This window comes from Microcoleus sp. Aus8_D2 (genome assembly GCF_036702665.1).
Lineage (GTDB): Bacteria > Cyanobacteriota > Cyanobacteriia > Cyanobacteriales > Microcoleaceae > Microcoleus.
On record NZ_JAUBUN010000073.1, the window covers coordinates 4,968 to 23,106 of the forward strand.

The following is an 18,139-nucleotide window of genomic DNA, read 5'->3' on the forward strand; positions in this document are numbered from 1 at the left end:
GGGCAAACCGGGCAAACCGGGCAAACCGGGCAAACCGGGCAAACCGGGCAAACCGGGCAAACCGGGCAAACCGGGCAAACCGGGCATAGGCCAAACCGGGCATAGGCCAAACCGGGCAAACCGGGCATAGGCCAAACCGGGCAAACCGGGCTATCCTCACCACGCTTGAGAACCGCTATACATCGCGGCCAAAACCGCCAATCAGAGTATCTTCACCAATTTGACCGACAAGTAAATCGTCGCCGTTCCCGCCAGTAAGCAGATCTTTGCCCTTGCCACCGTAGAGAGAATCGTTAATCTCGCCGCCGTTGATGTTGTCAGAACCTCGGTTGCCAAACAGGATATCTTCGCCGTTAGAACCGACTAAAGAATCATCTCCTTTGCCGCCGTAAAGAGTGTCATCCCCAAGGCCGCCGTCTAGGGAATCATTGCCTCGCAAGCCGTTAATCGCATCATTTCCGGCGGTGCCGGTGATAATGTCGTCGCCCTGAGTGCCGTTGATTATACCAGAATTGCTGCTCAAATCTGCGTCGCCGGTGACAAGAGGAGTTGCAATCCCAGCAGGCAATGTTACTGCTTGAATTTTGCTATCTAAAGCAGCACCAGTATTGTCAGTAACTAACTGGGAAATTGGCTTGCTTCCGGCACCAACTGCTTTGAAGTCTTGAGTAGTTGCGCCCAACGATACTTGTTGGACGCGGGCAACGGCTTGGGGAATTGATGTTGCTGTTGGGTTGGTGACGGCGGTATCAATGCGTTGATTTGCGGTTGCCATTACTGTCGCGGATTGCGAGGTAATTTGGGTGACTTTTTGAATGTTGAAACTGGGGTCAATCTGCTGGATTTTCGCGGCTGCTTGCAGAATTATTGGTTCTAAGGCGGCTGGGTTGCTGAGGTTTAAGATAGCACCGCCTTGAATTTTATCGCCCATTGAACTGACAACAGCTTTGACAAGATCGCGATCGGCTGCACTGGAAGCACCGTCAATCAAAGCGACTGTTTGAGTGATGACGTTTTGGACTTTCACCATTGCTGCTAAGACTTGGACTCCCCCTGGCTGGTTGTTGTTGGTAGCGTCTATTGGATCTAAGCTAGTCAGGTCAACTTCAGCGGGGAGTCCGAGGGCGGCTTTGACTAAAGATTGCGCTGATTCTGGTTCAATTCCTTTGTCGGTTAAGTCGGCGATTAAGCTGGTTAATAGGGTGACAACTGTGGAATCTGGTGGTGCGGTGACTGGTGTTTCTAGGGGTAAGCCGGTGGCGGTGTCAGTGCCTCCTGTGGCTACTATATTGCCTTCGGATGGGTCGATTTCTCCGTTTTTGTTGGTGTCGAAAGTCTCGAAGGGAATATCGAGATTAAAGCTACCGTTGCTGTTAGTAATGGTGGATGGTTCGTTGGTATCTTTGATGCCGTTTTTGTTGGCGTCGAGGAAGAGGGTTGCGCCGTTTATGTAGCCGTCAATCACTACGCCGGTGCTGCTAAATGTCAGCAACATACCCTTATATGGACCCGTATCGTCGCTGGCACTAGCACCCGCCCTGTCCGTTGCTGTTAACTTAATTTTTAACTGCTGCGGTTTAGGACTTGTACCGCTGAGTGTACGGGTATCTGAGTTGAAGGTTAGCCAAGTTGGGAGGGGGCTACCGTCCATCAGAGTTGCTGTGTAGGTGAGCTTGTCGCCGGGATCTGGGTCTGTGAAAGTGTTTTGTGGGAAGGTGTAGGTGAATGTTGATCAACTGCTCGATCGGATGTTTCGGTAATGCCATGGAGTGGTATCGGGGCCGTAATTCAGGAGAGGCGGGCGGTTAGCGACTGTAAAACTTCCTTCTGAGGCAAAGGGCGAACCTGCCCAAGCATTATCAATTGCCTGTACACTCCAGTAATATGTCTTATCTGGACGCAAGTCTTTGAGTTGCCACTCGGTGTTTTGGTTGGCATTGCCTAACCCTACAACTTGCCGAGTTCCATCATTGAGAGACATCGGGGCGAGAATATCCTTGCCTCCTGGCGTCGTCCCAACTCGCAGGTTGTAGCTTAAACCATCAGCAGGAGTTTGAGCATCAGTTGCTTTGTTCCATTTGAAGGTAACTTCTCGCCCAGAAGGTAAAGCCGATAGCCCTGTGGGTGCAGTGGGTGGAGTATTCGCGATCGCAGTATCGTTGCGGTAGACTTGGGTAAGCTCGTTTCGTGGTATTTTTGAAAGAGTGAGCAAGTCGATCGCCAAAGGTGAAACAAGGATATCTAATTTTCCATCCTTGTTATAGTCTCCCCAAGCTGCGGAATTGGTAACAGGAGAAACATATAGCCTTTCTCAAAAAGGTGAGGTATGTCGGGCATAGGGCATAGGGCATAGGGCATAGGGCATAGGGCATAGGGCATAGGGCATAGGGCATACCTCATGTTTTTGAGAACCGCTATACAACGGCGCACCGATGTCGATCAAGCTATTAGCACCGTTAATATTTCCAGTGTTGCGGTATACCTTGGCACTAGAATCAAAGCCCTTGCCAGTCCATAAGATATCTAAAAGCCCATCATTGTCATAGTCGCCCCAAGCGGCAGCACTATTTTCTCGATCGGGAAAGTTTGCACCGCTATCGCTAAAGCTACCATCGCGATTGTTGCGGTAGACTTTAAGACCGTAACCTGCCAGCAGAATGTCTAGATACCCATCTCTGTCATAATCTCCCCAAGCCGTTGATTGGTTTTGGATACCGGGAATCACGCCAGGTATTCCGGCATTAAAGTTTTCTTGAAAGCTGTTGCCAGTATTGGTGAAAACTTTAGTAACGAGCGACTGTAATTCAGGGCTGTAACCTCTCAGCAAGATATCCAGCTTGCCGTCATTGTTGTAGTCTCCAAAAGCCGCAGAAGCGGCCCTAACACCAGGTAAATTAATATTGGTATCTTCTACAAATCCATTGCCAGTGTTGCGGTAGATTTTGGTAAGCGGATTTCCGGATATATCTGAGTTGTATGTCGCCAAGATATCTGCGCGCCCGTCATTATTGTAATCTCCGAAAGCTAACGGAAATGTGCCGCTGGGCAACTCTCCTGAGTTAGTAAAACTGCTGTCATTATTGAGGTACAATTTGTCATTTTGCCAAACATCTAAAAATCCGTTATTGTCGTAGTCTGCCCACAATCTATTACTATAAAATAGTTGCGAAGGCGGTCTGTCAGGATTTTTGACAAAGCCTGAATCAGTATTGTTGTAAATTTCGGATCCGAGGATATCAAGTTTGCTGTCATTGTTGTAGTCTCCCCAGATGGACTTATCTTGATAGGGACTGATTAAAACGGCATTGACGATCTTGGTGAAAACAGCCGCCTCCGCCACCTGATCGACTGTTCCGCCAGATTGAGGCCGATCGTTAGATCTCAGTATCTCGTTATCCCTGTTAACAACAAGGGCATCCGGTGCGTCGAGGCCGTTGTAGTCACGATCGGCACTAACAGCAGGCGCAGTCACAATCTGATAATTCTTATCGAAGTCCAATACTCGATCGTCCACACCAGTTATCGTAATAGGCTGCGGCTGATTCCAATTAGTAGAATTGAAGGTAATCGATTCGGTTGAAATTACTCCCTCTGCCTCATTGCTGCTACGCACACCAATTCTCACATCAGCTTTAGGTTGGCTGTTGAGTCTGATGGTGAATTGGTCTGTGCCACCTGATTCTGTAGTTACTAATCCCGAGCCCGGACTAATAATAATGCCAGGACTTCCAAGTATTGGCGTTGGTGTCGGCGTTGGTGTCGGGGTAACTGGCGTCGGAGTCGGCGTGACTGATGTTGTCGGCGTCGGAGTCGGCGTGACTGATGTCGTCGGCGTCGGAGTCGGCGTGACTGATGTCGTCGGCGTCGGAGTCGGAGTGACTGATGTCGTCGGCGTCGGAGTCGGAGTGACTGATGTCGTCGGTGTCGGAGTCGGAGTGACTGATGTCGTCGGTGTCGGAGTCGGAGTGACTGATGTTGTTGGCGTTGGAGTCGGTGTTGGCGTTGGCGTCGGTGTTGGCGTTGGAGTCGGTGTTGGCGTTGGAGTCGGTGTTGGCGTTGGAGTCGGTGTTGGCGTTGGCGTTGGCGCTACGTCGCGATCGGAAATCGCCACTGTCACCGCTGGCACCACAACCGCCTTATACTTAGTATCACAGGCAGTCACGCTGTGAGTAATTTTCCCGCTGTGCGCCCCTTCCACAACCGCATCATCAACCGCTTTCACCGTAACTGTTTGAGATACATTCCAATTATTGGGCGTGAAAGTGATAGGCGCGATCGGCTCAATCTGATTATCTGTTGTGAGATTGATGGTAACAGGGGCGATCGGCTGCGACGTTAACTTGAGCTCATAAGTACCATTCGCCCCGCCTTCTGTAGCTTTCGTTTCGGTAACACTAACAGAAACACCAGCCGTATCATTGTCCTTATTGCTAATACCAACATCCGCTACATCTTTGTTGCTGTAATTCGGATCTTTACTAACAGTCGCCGCCGTAATAACTTTGTAGTCAATATCACCATCAACAATACTGTCATCAACCCCAGTTACGGTAACTGGTTGCGCTGTATTCCAGTTAGTCGGAGTGAAAGTTAAACTATTAGTCGAAACAGTTCCTTCCGCAATATTGGAACTATTCAAACCGATAGTCACATTGGCAGTTGGTTGAGTATTCAAAACTACAGAAAAGTTAGCTTTACTGCCATCTTCGCCAGTAGTTAATCCCGCGGTTGGATTGACCGTAATTCCCGGAGTTTCATTGTCACTGTTGGTGACGGTGACATCATCGGGATTGAGGTTATTGAAATTAGCATCGGTGCTGACAGCAGCAGCCGTGACAATTTTGTAAACTTGATTGCCATCAGCTACCAAATCGTCAACGCCTGTCACCGTGACAGTCTTCAAATCGCTCCAATTATCGGGAGTGAAAGTTATGCTATTAGGCGCAACGGTTCCCTCTGCTGTATTGTCGCTGGTAAGGGCGATCGTAACGTCAGCAGTAGGTTGAGCGTTGAGTTTGACTGTGAAATCTGCCTTACCACCTGTTTCGGTAGTAGTTAATCCTGTTGGGTTAACAGTAAAGCCAGCTTTGTCGTCATTAGTGACGGTGGTTGCCGCAACAGCCGCAGTAATTGTGGGTGTAGAATCTAATGCAGAGGCATTTGAGAGCGTAACGTTAATGGTTTCATTGGCTTCGATCGCCACATCGCCCAAAACATCAAGAGTAATGGTTTTCGATGTCTCGCCCGCTGCAAAATTAATCGTACCAGTCGCGCCAGTTGCACCGGATGTACCGCCGATATTGTTGTAATCGCTGACATTTGTAGCAGTACCCGCGATCGCATAATCTATTTTACTCGCAAACTCAGTACAACCGCTGCGGGTAACAGTAAACGCGACTCCAGTTTTGCCGGAATTGCCTTCAGTAACGGTTGCAGTACCAGCACTAACTGCATAGTCGATCGGATTGAGCAGAATTGTTACCTTGCTAGCACCCGATCCGATGCGATCGCCAGGCCCGGAAATCACCCTGTTAAACCCAGCGTAAATCTCCGAATTGACAGGTCCGCCATCATCAGCTTGACCGTTGAGGGCGTAAAGATAAGGCGAATTCAGGCTATTTTTTAGCCCGGTTTTGTTATCCCACGCCAGATTTTCGTTGCTGACTTCTAACTCCACGCGGGAACCATTACTCACAAAGTTAGGCACATTTCCTTTGGTAAGTTGTCCGCCAGAGGGTGTATTGTAGTCATTCCCGAAAACTGCCATACTCCCGTTAACAATCTGCACCTCGGCATCACGGCTTTGATCGCCTGAATCCCCTCCATAGCCGTCGTTTGACTTGGAGTCGCCGAGATTTACCGTCCATCCTGACGGGGTTTTGTCGTATTCAACGATAAATTTTGCTTTCTTGATGTCGCCTTGAAAATTGATTTTAGCTACAGTTTCTAACCAACTGTCGCCGTTGGAGTCTGCCGGGGAATTAATTAGGGAAATAAACTGGTTTTGCTGACCAGTAATCGTGCCTGTTTTGAGGTCTATTTGGTACGGAGTTAGGTTAGAAGGTTGACCGTTGGCAGCAATAGTCAGTGTTGTTTGTTTTGTTGTACCCTCAACCCCGCCTGTAATTGTGCCAAACTTGAAAATTGCGGTTTCGGCGTTCTCAAAGATACTGTCAGGTTTGATCGTGACTGCAACATTCTGAGTGAGAGTAGTAGTGCCGGCGGGGAAAGTAACAGTTTGAGGCGAAAAGGTGTAGTCTTAATTTTGGGTAGCTGTGCTGCTGGGGTTGATAATAATTGGTACAGTTACAGCAGCGTTGGGAGTACCGTTGATAGTGACGGGAATATTAACAACTGTATCTGCCGTTCCTTCAGTGCCAGCGTAGGTGGCCGCACCGAAATTCACCGCCGGAAAAGTTGTATTGAGTAAAATCGAGACGTTTGCAGATTTAAAGTTCGCCGTAGCTAAATCCGATAAGCCATCTTTGTTAAAATCACCTACAGCAATACCTTGGGGGTTCGTTCCTACAACAAAATTAGTAGCAGTGCCAAAGGTACCGCTGCCAGTTCCAAACAAGACGGAGACATCGCTAGATCCATTATTCGCTGTGGCTAAATCTAGTTTTCCATCGGCGTTGAAGTCGCCAGCAGCAATAGAAAGGGGTTGTGTCGCAACGCCAAAGTTAGTAGCTGCACCAAAGCTACCCGTGCCATTTCCTAACAATACGGATACGTTGTTTGAGCCTTCGTTGCTCGTTGCTAAGTCAGACTTCCCATCCCCGTTGAAGTCTCCTACAGCGATGTAATTAGGGCTATTCCCAACGGTAAAGTTAGTGGCAGTGCCGAAACTACCATTACTTGTCCCTAGCAAAATAGAGATGTTATTTGAGCCGAAGTTTGCTGTTGCTAGGTCAGATATCCCATCTTTGTTAAAATCACCGACGGCAACAAAATAGGGAGTTGAGCCTACGCTAAAGTTGGTAGCATTTCCAAAAGTTCCACTCCCAGTACCCAATAGAACGGAAACGTTGTTACCACTTTGGTTGGCTGTTACTAAATCTTGCTTGCCATCTTTATTGAAGTCGCCGACAGCAACAGTATAGGGACTTGAACCTACGCTAAAGTTGGTGGCTGTACCAAAAGTTCCATTGCCAATACCCAACAGGACAGATACGTTGTTAGTAGCGTTGTTCGCAGTGGCCAAGTCAGCATTCCCGTCCCCATTAAAATCGCCCACGGCGACAGACCAGGTACTGAGATTGCTTGGTGGGTTTGTGTTAAGGCTGGTCGCAGTACCAAAGTTGCCAGTGCCATCTCCCAGTGCGATCGAGACATTGCGATCTTCTCGAGTGGTTGCAAAGGCTAGGTCAAGATTGCCATCTTTGTTAAAGTCCCCAGTGGCAACTTTACGGAGACTGGAGGTAACAGGAAAATTTTTCGCCGCACCAAAACTCTTCAAAACGTATTCGTAACCCGCTAACACTTCGGGTGCAAATACCAGCGGTGTGTTAATTTCCCCGATTCTTGCTTCGAGTTTCCAGTCGCCGCCTTTTGCCGCGCTTCCGGTGAGGTTTTTGGAAGCGGCAACATTGGTATTTGTGAGTTGGGCGATGCGCTGGATGAATGCGAAACCATCTATTTCTAAATCTACATCTAAATCTCTTGCTTGTTCCCCGGTACCGCCGGGGGTTTCAACCCCCGTCTCATAGCACAAGTCATCTAAAGATGACTGAATATATGAGTTATTTTCAGTCGGTTTCAACCGACTTTCGCGCTCGAACGGGGGTTGAAACGAACGGCGGATTTTCGGGTAAGCGCGAGATACTGATGCAACATTGCAACCATAGATTAAAATATCCGCACTGTCTGTAAAAGCACTCTTCCACTGCTGCAATTGTTCCGAATAAGCTGACAAATTATCTGCATTCAAACTACCATGGCCCACTTGCAAGCTACCCGCAGCACCGTGAGAAACTATGTGAATGCTGTCAATATTGGTGCGCAGAGCTAAGATTTGAGTAATTTGGTCGATCGCATCCTCATTCCCATCTAACACTACAACTTCCGTACCCGGTGTTACCCCAGCCACTAAACTTTGATAATTTTGTACTTTTGTGTCGATAAAGGCGATCGATCTTACTGAAACCGGAAAGTTTAAATTTGACATAATACACCTATTTTGGGTAAAAAAGACAACAATTCCCCTGTCTCGTGACTTGTGTCCGAAACCATCTATCAATTTTGATTTACGCAGACACGGGATTTCTGCGTAAAAATGCGGTGATTTATCATCTGTTTTAGCAACAATAACGGTTTTTTTACATGAGCTATATAAAGTTTTCTTTAAAAAGAGCTGGTTAATTAAAGTTCTGATCGAGACCGGAGAAGTCTTTAAGTATGATTTACTGTGATGAATGCGAGATTGGTCGATCGCAAATATTTTTGAAACGTAAGTGCAATTGTACTGAAAACTTAAAACTAGCAATTAATACCTATTTTAGGTAAGTAAGGTGATGTGCGATCGCCCGCGAAACAACCCGGTTTTTTTTATGAGATGAACTGGGTAGATCGAGGGCGATCGCAGCTTAAACGGAACTTCCCCGCGCTCCGGGAAGTTCCGCTTAAATGCTGTAGCAACCGATGAAAGTAGATTAGGACAAATTGTAAGCTGTTCGCCATTTAAATAAATTGTGTGTCAAAATTTGATCTAACTCTTGTGGGACGTTGCTCCGAGCAGCGTCCCGAATATACAATTTAAGTGCGCAACAGCTTAGGGATTGTACATTTTTATTTAGGGTGGGTTCGCTTCAAAAAAAAACTCCCAAAATCCTGTAGTGGCTCACTTCACCAACTATCTATGAAACCCACAAACAATCTCATAAACCTGCCCCATCCCCGCCATTATTTACCAGAAAAAATCGGTTTAAAGCCCGCCCGCCCGAGCGGGAGAAATTAAAATCAGACGATTCATTACTCCAATCCTCGGACTTCTTTTGTGAAGTGCCCTCAAGCGGTCAACAGTCAACTGTCAAGCGGTCAACAGTCAACTGAAATCAACATTTTGTCAATAAATTCACTGTACATTTTTATTGTTTGTGGGCAGGGTTGATAATATTATTCATTTTCGCCATAACTGGTTGGTGAAGTGAGCCCCTTTCGATACAACCCTTTCTGTATAAGGATCGATCGTGCGAAAAAGATTACTTCTGCACCACTGCCATATTTTGTTAAAGGATTTGAGAGATCGGCGACGCTTCTGGTAAGATTGCATCTTACCAGATCGTGCCATATAAAGTAGAGGCTGATTGCCAGCTTCTACTGGGTTAAATGTATCTGCAACCTAAAATCCAACAATCGCAATGGTACAGCAACATCGGGATAGCGAGGGCAAGAGTATGCCGATCTTAGGCATAATTTGGCTGCTGGCGGCAATTAGCGATCGCCTCTGGTTTGTCTGCGATCGATCTGTGCCCGCCTGGGATCAAGCAGAATACCTCACTAGCACGCTGAATTACTTGCAGGCGTTGCAGCATCCTCAGTGGTTTTCGGGCGACTGGTGGACAAACTTCTGGCTGCTTTCGACGAAAATTCCGCCCTTGGTGTACATCCTAACGGTGCCGTTTCTGCATATTTTTGGTGCTGGGGGCGATCGGGCAACCCTCGTTCATTTATTATTTAGTGCTATTCTGCTCGCCTCAGTCTACAATCTGGGCACCAAATTATTTAATCGACAAGTTGGTTTGTGGGCTGCTGCTATTTGTGTTTTGTTACCGGGACTTTATCGCTTCCGCTTGCAATTTTTGCTAGATTTCCCCCTAACTGCTGCGATTACTTTTTGTTTCTATTGTCTGACAATGTGGAAAGAAGAAGGTTCGGCAGCGGATTTTGTAGCGGATGTAGCGGATAGAAGAAAACAGGAAAAGGGTAAAAAGTTTTACCTGAGTCGATTGTCTTTCTTTTGGGCGATCGCCTTGGGAATTTCTCTCGGCTTATCAATATTAGTTAAACACACTACAGTCTTATTTCTGTTTGCGCCGATTCTGTGGTTGGCGGTTGGTGCAGTGCGCCAAAAAGCTTGGGGAAGGTTAGCTCAATTAGCTGGTGCATTGTTGCTGTCAGTGGCGGTGTTTGGGCCCTGGGCAAAAACCAATTGGCTGTTAATTTTGACCGGGGGAAAACGGGCAACGCTGGATTCTGCGATCGCCGAAGGAGATCCGGGCCTAAATACGATCGGTGCTTGGATTTACTATATTCAACACTTACCCGAACACGTTTCCTGGCCTCTATTACTGATTCCCTTAGTTGGATTTATACTTTATTATTGGCGAAATCGAGCGGACAGTCAGTCAATCTTGCACCTTAACTCCTGTCGGTGGCTGGCGGTGTTTTGGGTTGGTGCTTATTTAATTAATTCCCTAAATCTTAACAAAGATGACCGATATGTGATACCTTATTTACCAGTATTAGCAATCTTTTTAGCCTACTGTTTAACGCTGTGGCCTTCTCGTTGGGGAAAACAAATTCGCTGGGGAACAATTGGCTTAGCAATTCTGGCGATGCTGTTTCATATCTGGCCGCTGGGAGGTGCTTTCGGAGATAGCTTAGTTCAAGTTGTCAGTCCCGGTAATTCCAGCTATCCTTACTTGGGGAAAGAGTGGCCGCACCAAGAAGTTATTGCCGAAATTATCAATACAGAACCTTATTTGCAATCGACTTTGGGCGTGTTGCCTTCGACGCCGGAAATTAACCAGCATAATTTGAATTATTATGGTGCTTTGGCGAATTTTCAGGTTTACGGGCGGCAGGTGGGAACTAATTTAAAAGAAGTGCCGCAAGATGTGCGATCGCTTTCTTGGTTTGTAACTAAAACTGGCCCGCAAGGTTCGATTCGGGAACGGATTAAAAAAGCTCAAAATGCAGCGGTGGCTGCGATTGAAACTGGTGGTAAGTTTAACTTGCAAAAAAGTTGGGTTTTGCCTGATAATACTAATTTGAATCTTTACCGCAAGCAGTTGCACCCGGTGGAAATACAGCCGTTGCCTGAAGCGCGATCGCAAGTACAATTAGAGCAAGTTACTGTCCTTGCAAAACCTGTTCCCGGTGTGGCGCTACCGGTGACTTATATTTGGTCAGGGCCTTGGCAGCAGTTGCAGTCTGGTTTAGTGTTGTTAACGTGGCAAAATCAGCAGTCTGGTGATATTCCAGCGGGACAGACTTTCAGGATTTTACACGATCGCGCGATCGCCCAGGCAACTTTGCATCCGGGAATGCTGGAAGCCGATAAATTTACTGTGGGGTTTCGAGTAGTCGATCGCACGGCGATGCTGACTCCTGCTAATATTGCACCGGGAAGTTACACTCTGCAAGCTACTTACCTCAACCGCAAAACCGACGAAACTTATCCGATGAAAGTGCCGCAGGTAACGCTTAAAATCGACGCAGATCCTCTAAATATGCGTTCCCCGGCTGTTCCGGGGAACAAAGATGAGAAAAAATTCAAAATCCCCGAGCAAGTCCCTGAGAACGAGGATATGCCTGAGTTAGATTTGGTGACTCAATTGCGGGAAATGGCGATTAATTTACCGCAAGGATTACCCGGTTTAGAACCAGTGTTCGAGCAGATTGGACGGATCAATCAATACGATCCAATTCAGGATTATACAGTGCAAGCTGAACAAGCGTTAGCATATCGGCTGAAGCAGGAACCGAATAATCTAGAATGGGCCTATGCTTTGGCATTTTCTAGAGTATTGCAGCAGAATGTCGAAAGTGCGATCGCGGCTTTAGAAAAAGTCACCCAACTCGACTCTCAAAACCCTTATGCTTATGCTTATCTCGCTTTCGTCCAGATTTATGGATGGCATCCCAAAGCCGCTGAAACTGCCTTAAAACCCGCCCTCGCCCTCAACCCCAACCTACCGGAAATTAGAATTTTAAACGGTGTAGCAGCTTTGATGCAAGGCAATCTCATCCAAGCATGGCAAGATTTGCAATTCTTAAAACAGTTGAAAATCTAATACCGCTTTGGAAAATCAATGTAATAATATTCGTAGGGTGTGGATCCATCGATAGTACAAAAAAAAGACAGAAAATCGAGCGAGCGACGCACCAGCCCTACAATATTTGAGTAAACTTTCCTCAACTAAGAATGTTGTAGCAAGGATTTTATAAATTGGTACAACCATCAAAATTAATACTCAATACCAGCTTGAGCTTTAATCCCTTGTTCTCGGAATGGATGCTTAACTAAATTCATTTCCGTCACCAAGTCGGCGCGTTCGATTAATTCGGGTGGCGCGCCTCGACCTGTTAGAATCACATGAGAGTCTTCTGGTTTTTGGTCTAAGCCTGCGATCACTTGCTCCACTTGCAAATAACCCAGCTTTAATGCTATATTGACTTCATCTAACAAAACTAACTTAAATTCAGGATTGCAGATAAAAGTTACAGCTTTATCCCAGGCTTTTTGAGCTGTCTCGATATCTCGATCGCGGTCTTGCGTATCCCAAGTAAAGCCTTCTCCCATTGCATGGAATTCTAGCTGATTTTCCCAGAGTTCAAAAACGGCTTTTTCGGCCGGTTCCCAAGCTCCTTTGATAAATTGTACTATGGCGACACGGTAGCCGTGACCGAGCGATCGCAAAACCATTCCCAAAGCAGCCGTAGTTTTGCCTTTACCGTTACCGGTATTGACAATTATCAAACCTTTGTCTGGGGAAGCATTAGCAATTCGCTGCGCCTGAACTTCTTGTCGGCGCTGCATTTTCTGTTTGTGCTGTTCGGCTGTTAAGCCTGTGGTTGTAGTTGTTTCTGTATTGGTTTCCATGATATTTATTTTAACCGCAGATGAACGCAAATCAACGCTGATAAATGCAGGATGTCTAGTTATACCCTTTCTCAGAAAGATGAGGTACTTGACGGGCATAGGGCTATGGGCATAGGGCTATGGGCATAGGGCTATGGGCATAGGCCAAACCGGGCTATCCTCACCACGCTTGAGAACCGCTATATACCATTTTTTCCCAATAATAAAGTTGTAGGGAATCTCCCAACCCCATTGGTGTCAACAACCAGGTCAAAGTTAGTATCAGTCTACTGTTTGATGCTATAGCCCAGATCCCCCCTTAACTTTCCCCCTACTCGACCCCTACTCCCCTTAAAAAAGGGGGAACCGGAATATCTCAAAGTCCCCCGACTATCCGGGGGATGCGAGGGGGATCTGGCCTCGATCAAAAACCAGATATACAAACGGTTTTAGCCTGTTGTCGATACCCATCTCCAAACTATTATCCAACAAATCAATCTAAAATCTAAAATCGTCTTACGCCCAGACTGCTTGCAAGTTTAGCACAAAACCGGGCAAAATATCTTCTCGTGAAAGTTCTGCGGGACCTTCCAAAATTTCTTTTTCTTGTCCTTGGCGGTAGATTTCAACTCGGCGCGTTTTGCGGTTGATTAACCAGCCTAATTTTACTTGATTCTCCATGTATTCTTGCATTTTATCTTGAGTATCTTTGAGGCTGTCGGTGGGCGACATTAACTCAAGGACAAAATCTGGGGCGATGGGAGGAAATTTTTGTTTTTGTTCCGGAGTGAGTGCATCCCATCTTTCTTGTTTAATCCAAGAGACATCGGGGGAACGATTAGCACCGTTGGGTAATTTGAAACAAGTTGAAGAATCGAAACAAACTCCCAGTTTAGTGCGTCTGTTCCAAATTACAAAGTCAGCATTAATCTCTGCATTGCTGTTTCCGGTTTCTCCTCCTGTGGGTGACATGACGGTTATTTCTCCTTTGGCGTTGCGTTCAAATTTGACCTCGGGGTTTTGGCGACACAGTTGATAAAATTGGTCGTCGGTGATTTGGGCGATCGCATTAAAGTTAATGGTAACTGCTATCATAGTATTTTAGAGGCTGCACTTGGTTAAAATCGTAGATAAATGCCGATCGATGCAGGTGGTATAAATCGCAAACTGGGCAATGCTATTTGGGAAGGGGAAAATTTTGGGAGATACTTATGTTAGCATTATATCACAAAATCGCAACTAAAAATTCGTGCGGGCACTCTTAGCACAGCCCCTACATATCGACAATTTAACAGATCGGCACCCGCTCGCAATGGTTTTCTAAATAAACACAACATTTATTCGATCGCAATTTTTTGTCAAAATTATATCCGGACAGGGGCGGTGCGTGACTGTACATATTTTGCTGATTTTGATGTAAAGATTTATCGCCGTCACACACCCTACAATTAACTGCGATTGCTTCCTTCATCTCTTCGGGTAATCTTAAGTAAACCGTATTGAGTTATAACGAGGTGTTCATGTTTTTGTGAAAAGCTTTTTCTAGGAAAGATTTGCAAACATACCAATAATAAAAAACAATGTTGATTTCGCTCAATAACTTGGGAACCCCTTCTAATAAACTAGCTAAGATCTTATTTTCTAACTTCAGCGCGTCCATTCCGATCGCAAAAAACAACAAACCCAACCCAGCTAACAAGATTTTGTAAGGAGTAGACTTGAGATCTCGCCGAAAAAACCATCCGTAGGAGAACACAAAAACAGCATACAGAAGACTAACTCCTAACTTGGGAATTCCCAAGGAGCTAATATATAGATGCAGCCTGTAAATTTCATTTAGCAGAAATGCGCCTGTTAACAAAGCAGAGAACAGAATAAATCGATTTTTCGACGGGCGCGGTTGCATAGTTTTAGCCAATCCATAGCTAAAACTGCAAACAATGACTGGTACAGCACATAATACTTGAAACGTGCGAGTTAACAAGGCGACATTGGGATTGGGCGAGAAAAAAGGGTGAAAGAATAAATCGCTAACTTGTAAGCCTGAAATTTGAGTCAACACAACCAGAATTCCCACCAACAAGAGAGATAATAAATTAAGTCGAAGAGCAGAGCGAAAAATAGTCATAAGCGAGAGACAACGAAAGGACGGTTTACCGCAGCCGAATCAAAAAATACTTTTCCACTATAGCTGCTGATTTGCTAAACTAATAAAAGTCTTGTCAAACAGGGTGACACTGATGCTGTCCGTAAAAGAAGCAGAATCGATCGTTCTAAATTTGGCGCAACCCCTCGACAGTCAGCGGGATGTAGAAACTGTAGACTTGCTGGCAGCATCGGGGCGCATTTTGGCTGCATCCGTTACCGGTTCCCTCGATTTTCCCTATTGGGACAATTCGGCAATGGATGGGTACGCGGTGCGGTTTGCTGATGTTGAAAATTGCAGCGCCGAAAAACCAGCGGTACTCGAAGTAGTTGAGGAAATTCCAGCGGGATATCTGCCTCAAAGTACAGTACAATCTGGCCAAGCGGCGCGAATTTTTACGGGCGCTATGATGCCCGATGGTGCTGATACGGTGGTAATGCAGGAAGAAACGAGGCGCGAGGGCGATCGCATTTTTATCTTAGTTTCTCCTGAAAAACCGCAAGCATTTGTCAGGCACAAAGGCGCTTTTTATCAAGCAGGAACAACTTTGCTAACTCCCGGTACAGTTATCAATGCCCCAGAAATCGCAGTGTTAGCAACTGCACAGTGCATTCAAGTTCCTGTGTATCGTCGTTTGCGGGTAGCAATTTTTTCTACGGGTGACGAATTGGTATCCCCAGACCAACCTTTGACACCGGGAAAACTGGTAGACTCGAATCAGTATGCTTTGACTGTTTTGTTGGCACAAATGGGAGTTGAGCCGATTCGCTTGGGGATAATCCCTGATAATGAAGATGCGCTAACAAAGGCAATCACTCAGGCTGTTTCGACAGCGGATGTGGTGCTGTCAACGGGCGGTGTCTCGGTAGGAGATTACGATTATGTTGAGAAAATATTAGCAGATTTGGGAGGAAAATTTTACATTCAGGCTGTGGCGATTAAGCCTGGTAAACCTTTAACGGTTGCTGCGTTTAAACGAGATGAAAAAAAATCAGATGCACCGATTTCTAGTTCGGATTGTCTCTATTTTGGTTTACCTGGAAATCCGGTTTCAGCTTTAGTCTGCTGTTGGCGGTTTGTTGTGCCTGCTTTGCGAAAGATGGCTGGGCTGGGCGCGGATGCTTGGGGGCCGGAGTTGGTAAAAGCTAGGTGTAATGTGGAATTGCGATCGCACGGCAAGCGCGAAACTTATGTTTGGGGTAAACTACATTTAGTTGCCGGAGTCTGGGAATTTGCACCTGCTAGCGGCAGCCAAAATTCAGCAAATTTAATTAACCTCGCCAATACCACTGGTTTAGCAATTTTGCCACCAACGGAAACCTGGGTTTGGCCCGGCGAATTCGTTGAAGTTTTAAAAGTTAGTCAGTAGTCAGTTGTCATTAATCTTACTTCTTCCATCCGTTAAATCCCGTACATTGCTCGTTGCCGAACTTCCTTCCTATGAGAATTTTAATTGTTGAAGATGATCCGATGATGCAACTGGGACTAGAGCAAGTTTTAGCCGATTCCCCAGAAATAGAAATAGTAGGACAAGCAGAAGACGGTTATTTAGGTGTAGCAGCCGCACTTAAACTCAAACCTGATATTATTGTGATGGATATCGGTTTGCCGCGACTGGACGGCATAGCAGCGACGCAGCAAATTAAAGCACAACTGCCGGAAGTTCGAGTGGTGATGTTAACTTCTCATACGGCTGAAACTGAAATTATTGCGGCTCTTTCTAGCGGGGCTGATGCTTATTGTATTAAAGGTGCTTCCGTAGATAGGCTGCTAGCGGCGATTGCAGCCGCAGCAGAGGGGGCTACATACCTTGACCCTCAAATTGCTCGGACTGTCATCGAACACCTCAAACCCCCGGTACCAGCCTCTACAACTACTTTTGGTCAGTTGTCACAGCGGGAATTAGAGGTGTTAAAGTTAATGGTGGAAGGTAATAGCAATCCTGAAATTGCTGCGGCGCTTTATTTGAGCCCCAATACTATTAAAACTCACGTTCGCGGTATTATGAATAAGTTGGCTGTGGACGATCGCGTGCAAGCAGCCGTTGTTGCGCTGAGAACTGGCTTGGTGTAAAAGAAAAAGGAAGTTCGGCAACGGATTTTATAACGGATGTAACGGATAGAAGGAAGTTCGGCAACGGATTTTATAACGGATGTAACCGATGTAACGGATGGATGTTTAAGGTTCGAGGGAAGAAGAATGACCAATTCCCTCTTTGGCCGATGCCCTCTTTGGCCCATGCCCCATGCCCCATGCCCCATGCCCAATTCCCAATTCCCTCTTTGGCCGATGCCCTCTTTGGCCCATGCCCCATTCCCAATTCCCAATGACTAATTATTAGCAATTTGAGTAATATAATCTATGTCTGAGTGGATAGAAATCGGTACAATTGTAGCAGCTCAAGGTTTATACGGGGAAGTGCGAGTCTATCCCGATTCGGATTTCCCGGAAAGGTTTATTGAACCGGGGAAGCGGTGGCTTTTGCGCCCTAACAAAACTGAACCGGAACCGATCGAGTTTTTGGGCGGTCGCTACATTCCGGGCAAAGGGTTGTATGCTGTAGAGGTGGAGGGTGTGGAAGACCGCGATGGCGCTGAGGCGCTGCGGGGCTGTAAGTTGTTAATCGAAAAGGGATCTCGACCTTACCTCGAACCTGGTGAGTTTTACGTGCAAGATTTGATCGGTATGGAAGTGTTTAACCAGTTAACGGGGGAAATTTTAGGTAAGGTCAGCGATATTATTCCCGCAGGTAACGACCTTTTAGAAGTAGAAACAAATTTAACAGCGCCGGAACCTGTCGCCCCAGAACTATCTAAGCCAAAACGCCCGGAAACTCCCACAGCCAACGCTGACCCCAGAAATACCCGCAAACCACGGAAAATCAAAGTTAAAGAGCCTAAATCAACTAAAATTTTGATTCCTTTTGTACAAGAGATTGTGCCAATTGTTGACTTGGAGAAAGGCAGACTTGAAATTGTGCCGCCTCCTGGTTTGTTGGACGATATCTAGATTGTAAGGCGGTTGAAACCGCCCGTTTTTATAGAAAATCAAGCCAATGATTATTAAAGCCAATCCAGAGGAAGTATTAGTTCTTAATAATTCCCAATCACCAATGACCAATGACGGCAGGACCAATGACCACCCTTCGACTTCGCGAGCGGGTAAAATGACCACCCTTCGACTTCGCG

At 46.3% G+C, this 18,139-nt stretch carries 12 protein-coding genes and 1 pseudogene; 4 read left to right on the plus strand and 9 right to left on the minus strand.

Annotated elements, in window-relative coordinates; translation table 11 throughout:
- Positions 1 to 175: 175 nt before the first annotated feature.
- From QUB64_RS31600 to QUB64_RS31620, 5 genes and pseudogenes are all read right to left on the minus strand, one after another.
- Positions 176 to 1,495 (minus strand): calcium-binding protein, encoded by a 1,320-nt coding sequence (locus tag QUB64_RS31600; protein ID WP_333277973.1) that lies wholly within the window; start codon positions 1,493 to 1,495, stop codon positions 176 to 178.
- Positions 1,496 to 1,528: 33 nt separating this feature from the next.
- Positions 1,529 to 1,717, minus strand: a pseudogene (locus QUB64_RS31605) (putative Ig domain-containing protein); the annotation flags it as partial.
- Positions 1,718 to 1,732: 15 nt separating this feature from the next.
- Entirely contained in the window at positions 1,733 to 2,212 is a 480-nt protein-coding gene (locus QUB64_RS31610; protein ID WP_333277952.1) for a hypothetical protein, read from the minus strand.
- A gap of 99 nt (positions 2,213 to 2,311) precedes the next feature.
- On the minus strand, positions 2,312 to 5,788 hold the full coding sequence (locus QUB64_RS31615; RefSeq protein WP_333325884.1) for an FG-GAP-like repeat-containing protein: 3,477 nt from the start codon (positions 5,786 to 5,788) through the stop codon (positions 2,312 to 2,314).
- A 471-nt stretch (positions 5,789 to 6,259) separates the two neighbouring features.
- The gene (locus QUB64_RS31620; protein ID WP_333277956.1) at positions 6,260 to 8,167 is read right to left on the minus strand and encodes an FG-GAP-like repeat-containing protein; all 1,908 of its coding nucleotides are present in this window, start codon (positions 8,165 to 8,167) and stop codon (positions 6,260 to 6,262) included.
- Between the two features lie 1,192 nt (positions 8,168 to 9,359).
- On the opposite strand from QUB64_RS31620, the gene QUB64_RS31625 reads away from it, so the two are divergent.
- Entirely contained in the window at positions 9,360 to 12,017 is a 2,658-nt protein-coding gene (locus tag QUB64_RS31625) for a phospholipid carrier-dependent glycosyltransferase (RefSeq protein ID WP_333277958.1), read from the plus strand.
- A 173-nt stretch (positions 12,018 to 12,190) separates the two neighbouring features.
- Here the strand turns inward: QUB64_RS31625 and cobO are convergent, their stop codons facing one another.
- From cobO to QUB64_RS31640, 3 genes are all read right to left on the minus strand, one after another.
- Positions 12,191 to 12,826, minus strand: a complete 636-nt coding sequence (cobO, locus tag QUB64_RS31630; protein WP_333277960.1) for a cob(I)yrinic acid a,c-diamide adenosyltransferase — start codon at positions 12,824 to 12,826, stop codon at positions 12,191 to 12,193.
- A gap of 495 nt (positions 12,827 to 13,321) precedes the next feature.
- The gene (locus QUB64_RS31635) at positions 13,322 to 13,900 is read right to left on the minus strand and encodes a Uma2 family endonuclease (protein ID WP_333277962.1); all 579 of its coding nucleotides are present in this window, start codon (positions 13,898 to 13,900) and stop codon (positions 13,322 to 13,324) included.
- A gap of 409 nt (positions 13,901 to 14,309) precedes the next feature.
- The gene (locus QUB64_RS31640; protein ID WP_333277964.1) at positions 14,310 to 14,867 is read right to left on the minus strand and encodes a hypothetical protein; all 558 of its coding nucleotides are present in this window, start codon (positions 14,865 to 14,867) and stop codon (positions 14,310 to 14,312) included.
- Between the two features lie 178 nt (positions 14,868 to 15,045).
- Here QUB64_RS31640 and QUB64_RS31645 point away from each other — a divergent pair, with 178 nt between their 5' ends.
- Together QUB64_RS31645 and QUB64_RS31650 are read left to right on the plus strand one after the other, a co-directional pair.
- The gene (locus QUB64_RS31645) at positions 15,046 to 16,320 is read left to right on the plus strand and encodes a molybdopterin molybdotransferase MoeA (RefSeq protein WP_333277966.1); all 1,275 of its coding nucleotides are present in this window, start codon (positions 15,046 to 15,048) and stop codon (positions 16,318 to 16,320) included.
- Between the two features lie 71 nt (positions 16,321 to 16,391).
- On the plus strand, positions 16,392 to 17,024 hold the full coding sequence (locus QUB64_RS31650; protein ID WP_332948633.1) for a response regulator transcription factor: 633 nt from the start codon (positions 16,392 to 16,394) through the stop codon (positions 17,022 to 17,024).
- Between the two features lie 70 nt (positions 17,025 to 17,094).
- Here QUB64_RS31650 and QUB64_RS31655 read toward each other — a convergent pair whose 3' ends face one another.
- Positions 17,095 to 17,265 (minus strand): hypothetical protein, encoded by a 171-nt coding sequence (locus tag QUB64_RS31655; protein WP_333277969.1) that lies wholly within the window; start codon positions 17,263 to 17,265, stop codon positions 17,095 to 17,097.
- Between the two features lie 47 nt (positions 17,266 to 17,312).
- On the opposite strand from QUB64_RS31655, the gene rimM reads away from it, so the two are divergent.
- Positions 17,313 to 17,960 carry a ribosome maturation factor RimM gene (gene rimM / locus QUB64_RS31660; protein ID WP_333277971.1) on the plus strand — a complete coding sequence of 216 codons (648 nt, stop codon included), beginning with the start codon at positions 17,313 to 17,315 and terminating at the stop codon, positions 17,958 to 17,960.
- Positions 17,961 to 18,139 lie beyond the last annotated feature (179 nt).

Coding starts and splice junctions, on each gene's coding strand:
- QUB64_RS31600 (WP_333277973.1), bottom strand. CDS start 1,495: ATGTTGCTGACATTTAGCAGCACCGGCGTAGTGATTGACGGCTACATA.
- QUB64_RS31620 (WP_333277956.1), bottom strand. CDS start 8,167: ATGTCAAATTTAAACTTTCCGGTTTCAGTAAGATCGATCGCCTTTATC.
- QUB64_RS31625 (WP_333277958.1), top strand. CDS start 9,360: ATGGTACAGCAACATCGGGATAGCGAGGGCAAGAGTATGCCGATCTTA.
- cobO (WP_333277960.1), bottom strand. CDS start 12,826: ATGGAAACCAATACAGAAACAACTACAACCACAGGCTTAACAGCCGAA.
- QUB64_RS31635 (WP_333277962.1), bottom strand. CDS start 13,900: ATGATAGCAGTTACCATTAACTTTAATGCGATCGCCCAAATCACCGAC.
- QUB64_RS31645 (WP_333277966.1), top strand. CDS start 15,046: ATGCTGTCCGTAAAAGAAGCAGAATCGATCGTTCTAAATTTGGCGCAA.
- QUB64_RS31650 (WP_332948633.1), top strand. CDS start 16,392: ATGAGAATTTTAATTGTTGAAGATGATCCGATGATGCAACTGGGACTA.
- QUB64_RS31655 (WP_333277969.1), bottom strand. CDS start 17,265: ATGGGGCATGGGCCAAAGAGGGCATCGGCCAAAGAGGGAATTGGGAAT.
- rimM (WP_333277971.1), top strand. CDS start 17,313: ATGTCTGAGTGGATAGAAATCGGTACAATTGTAGCAGCTCAAGGTTTA.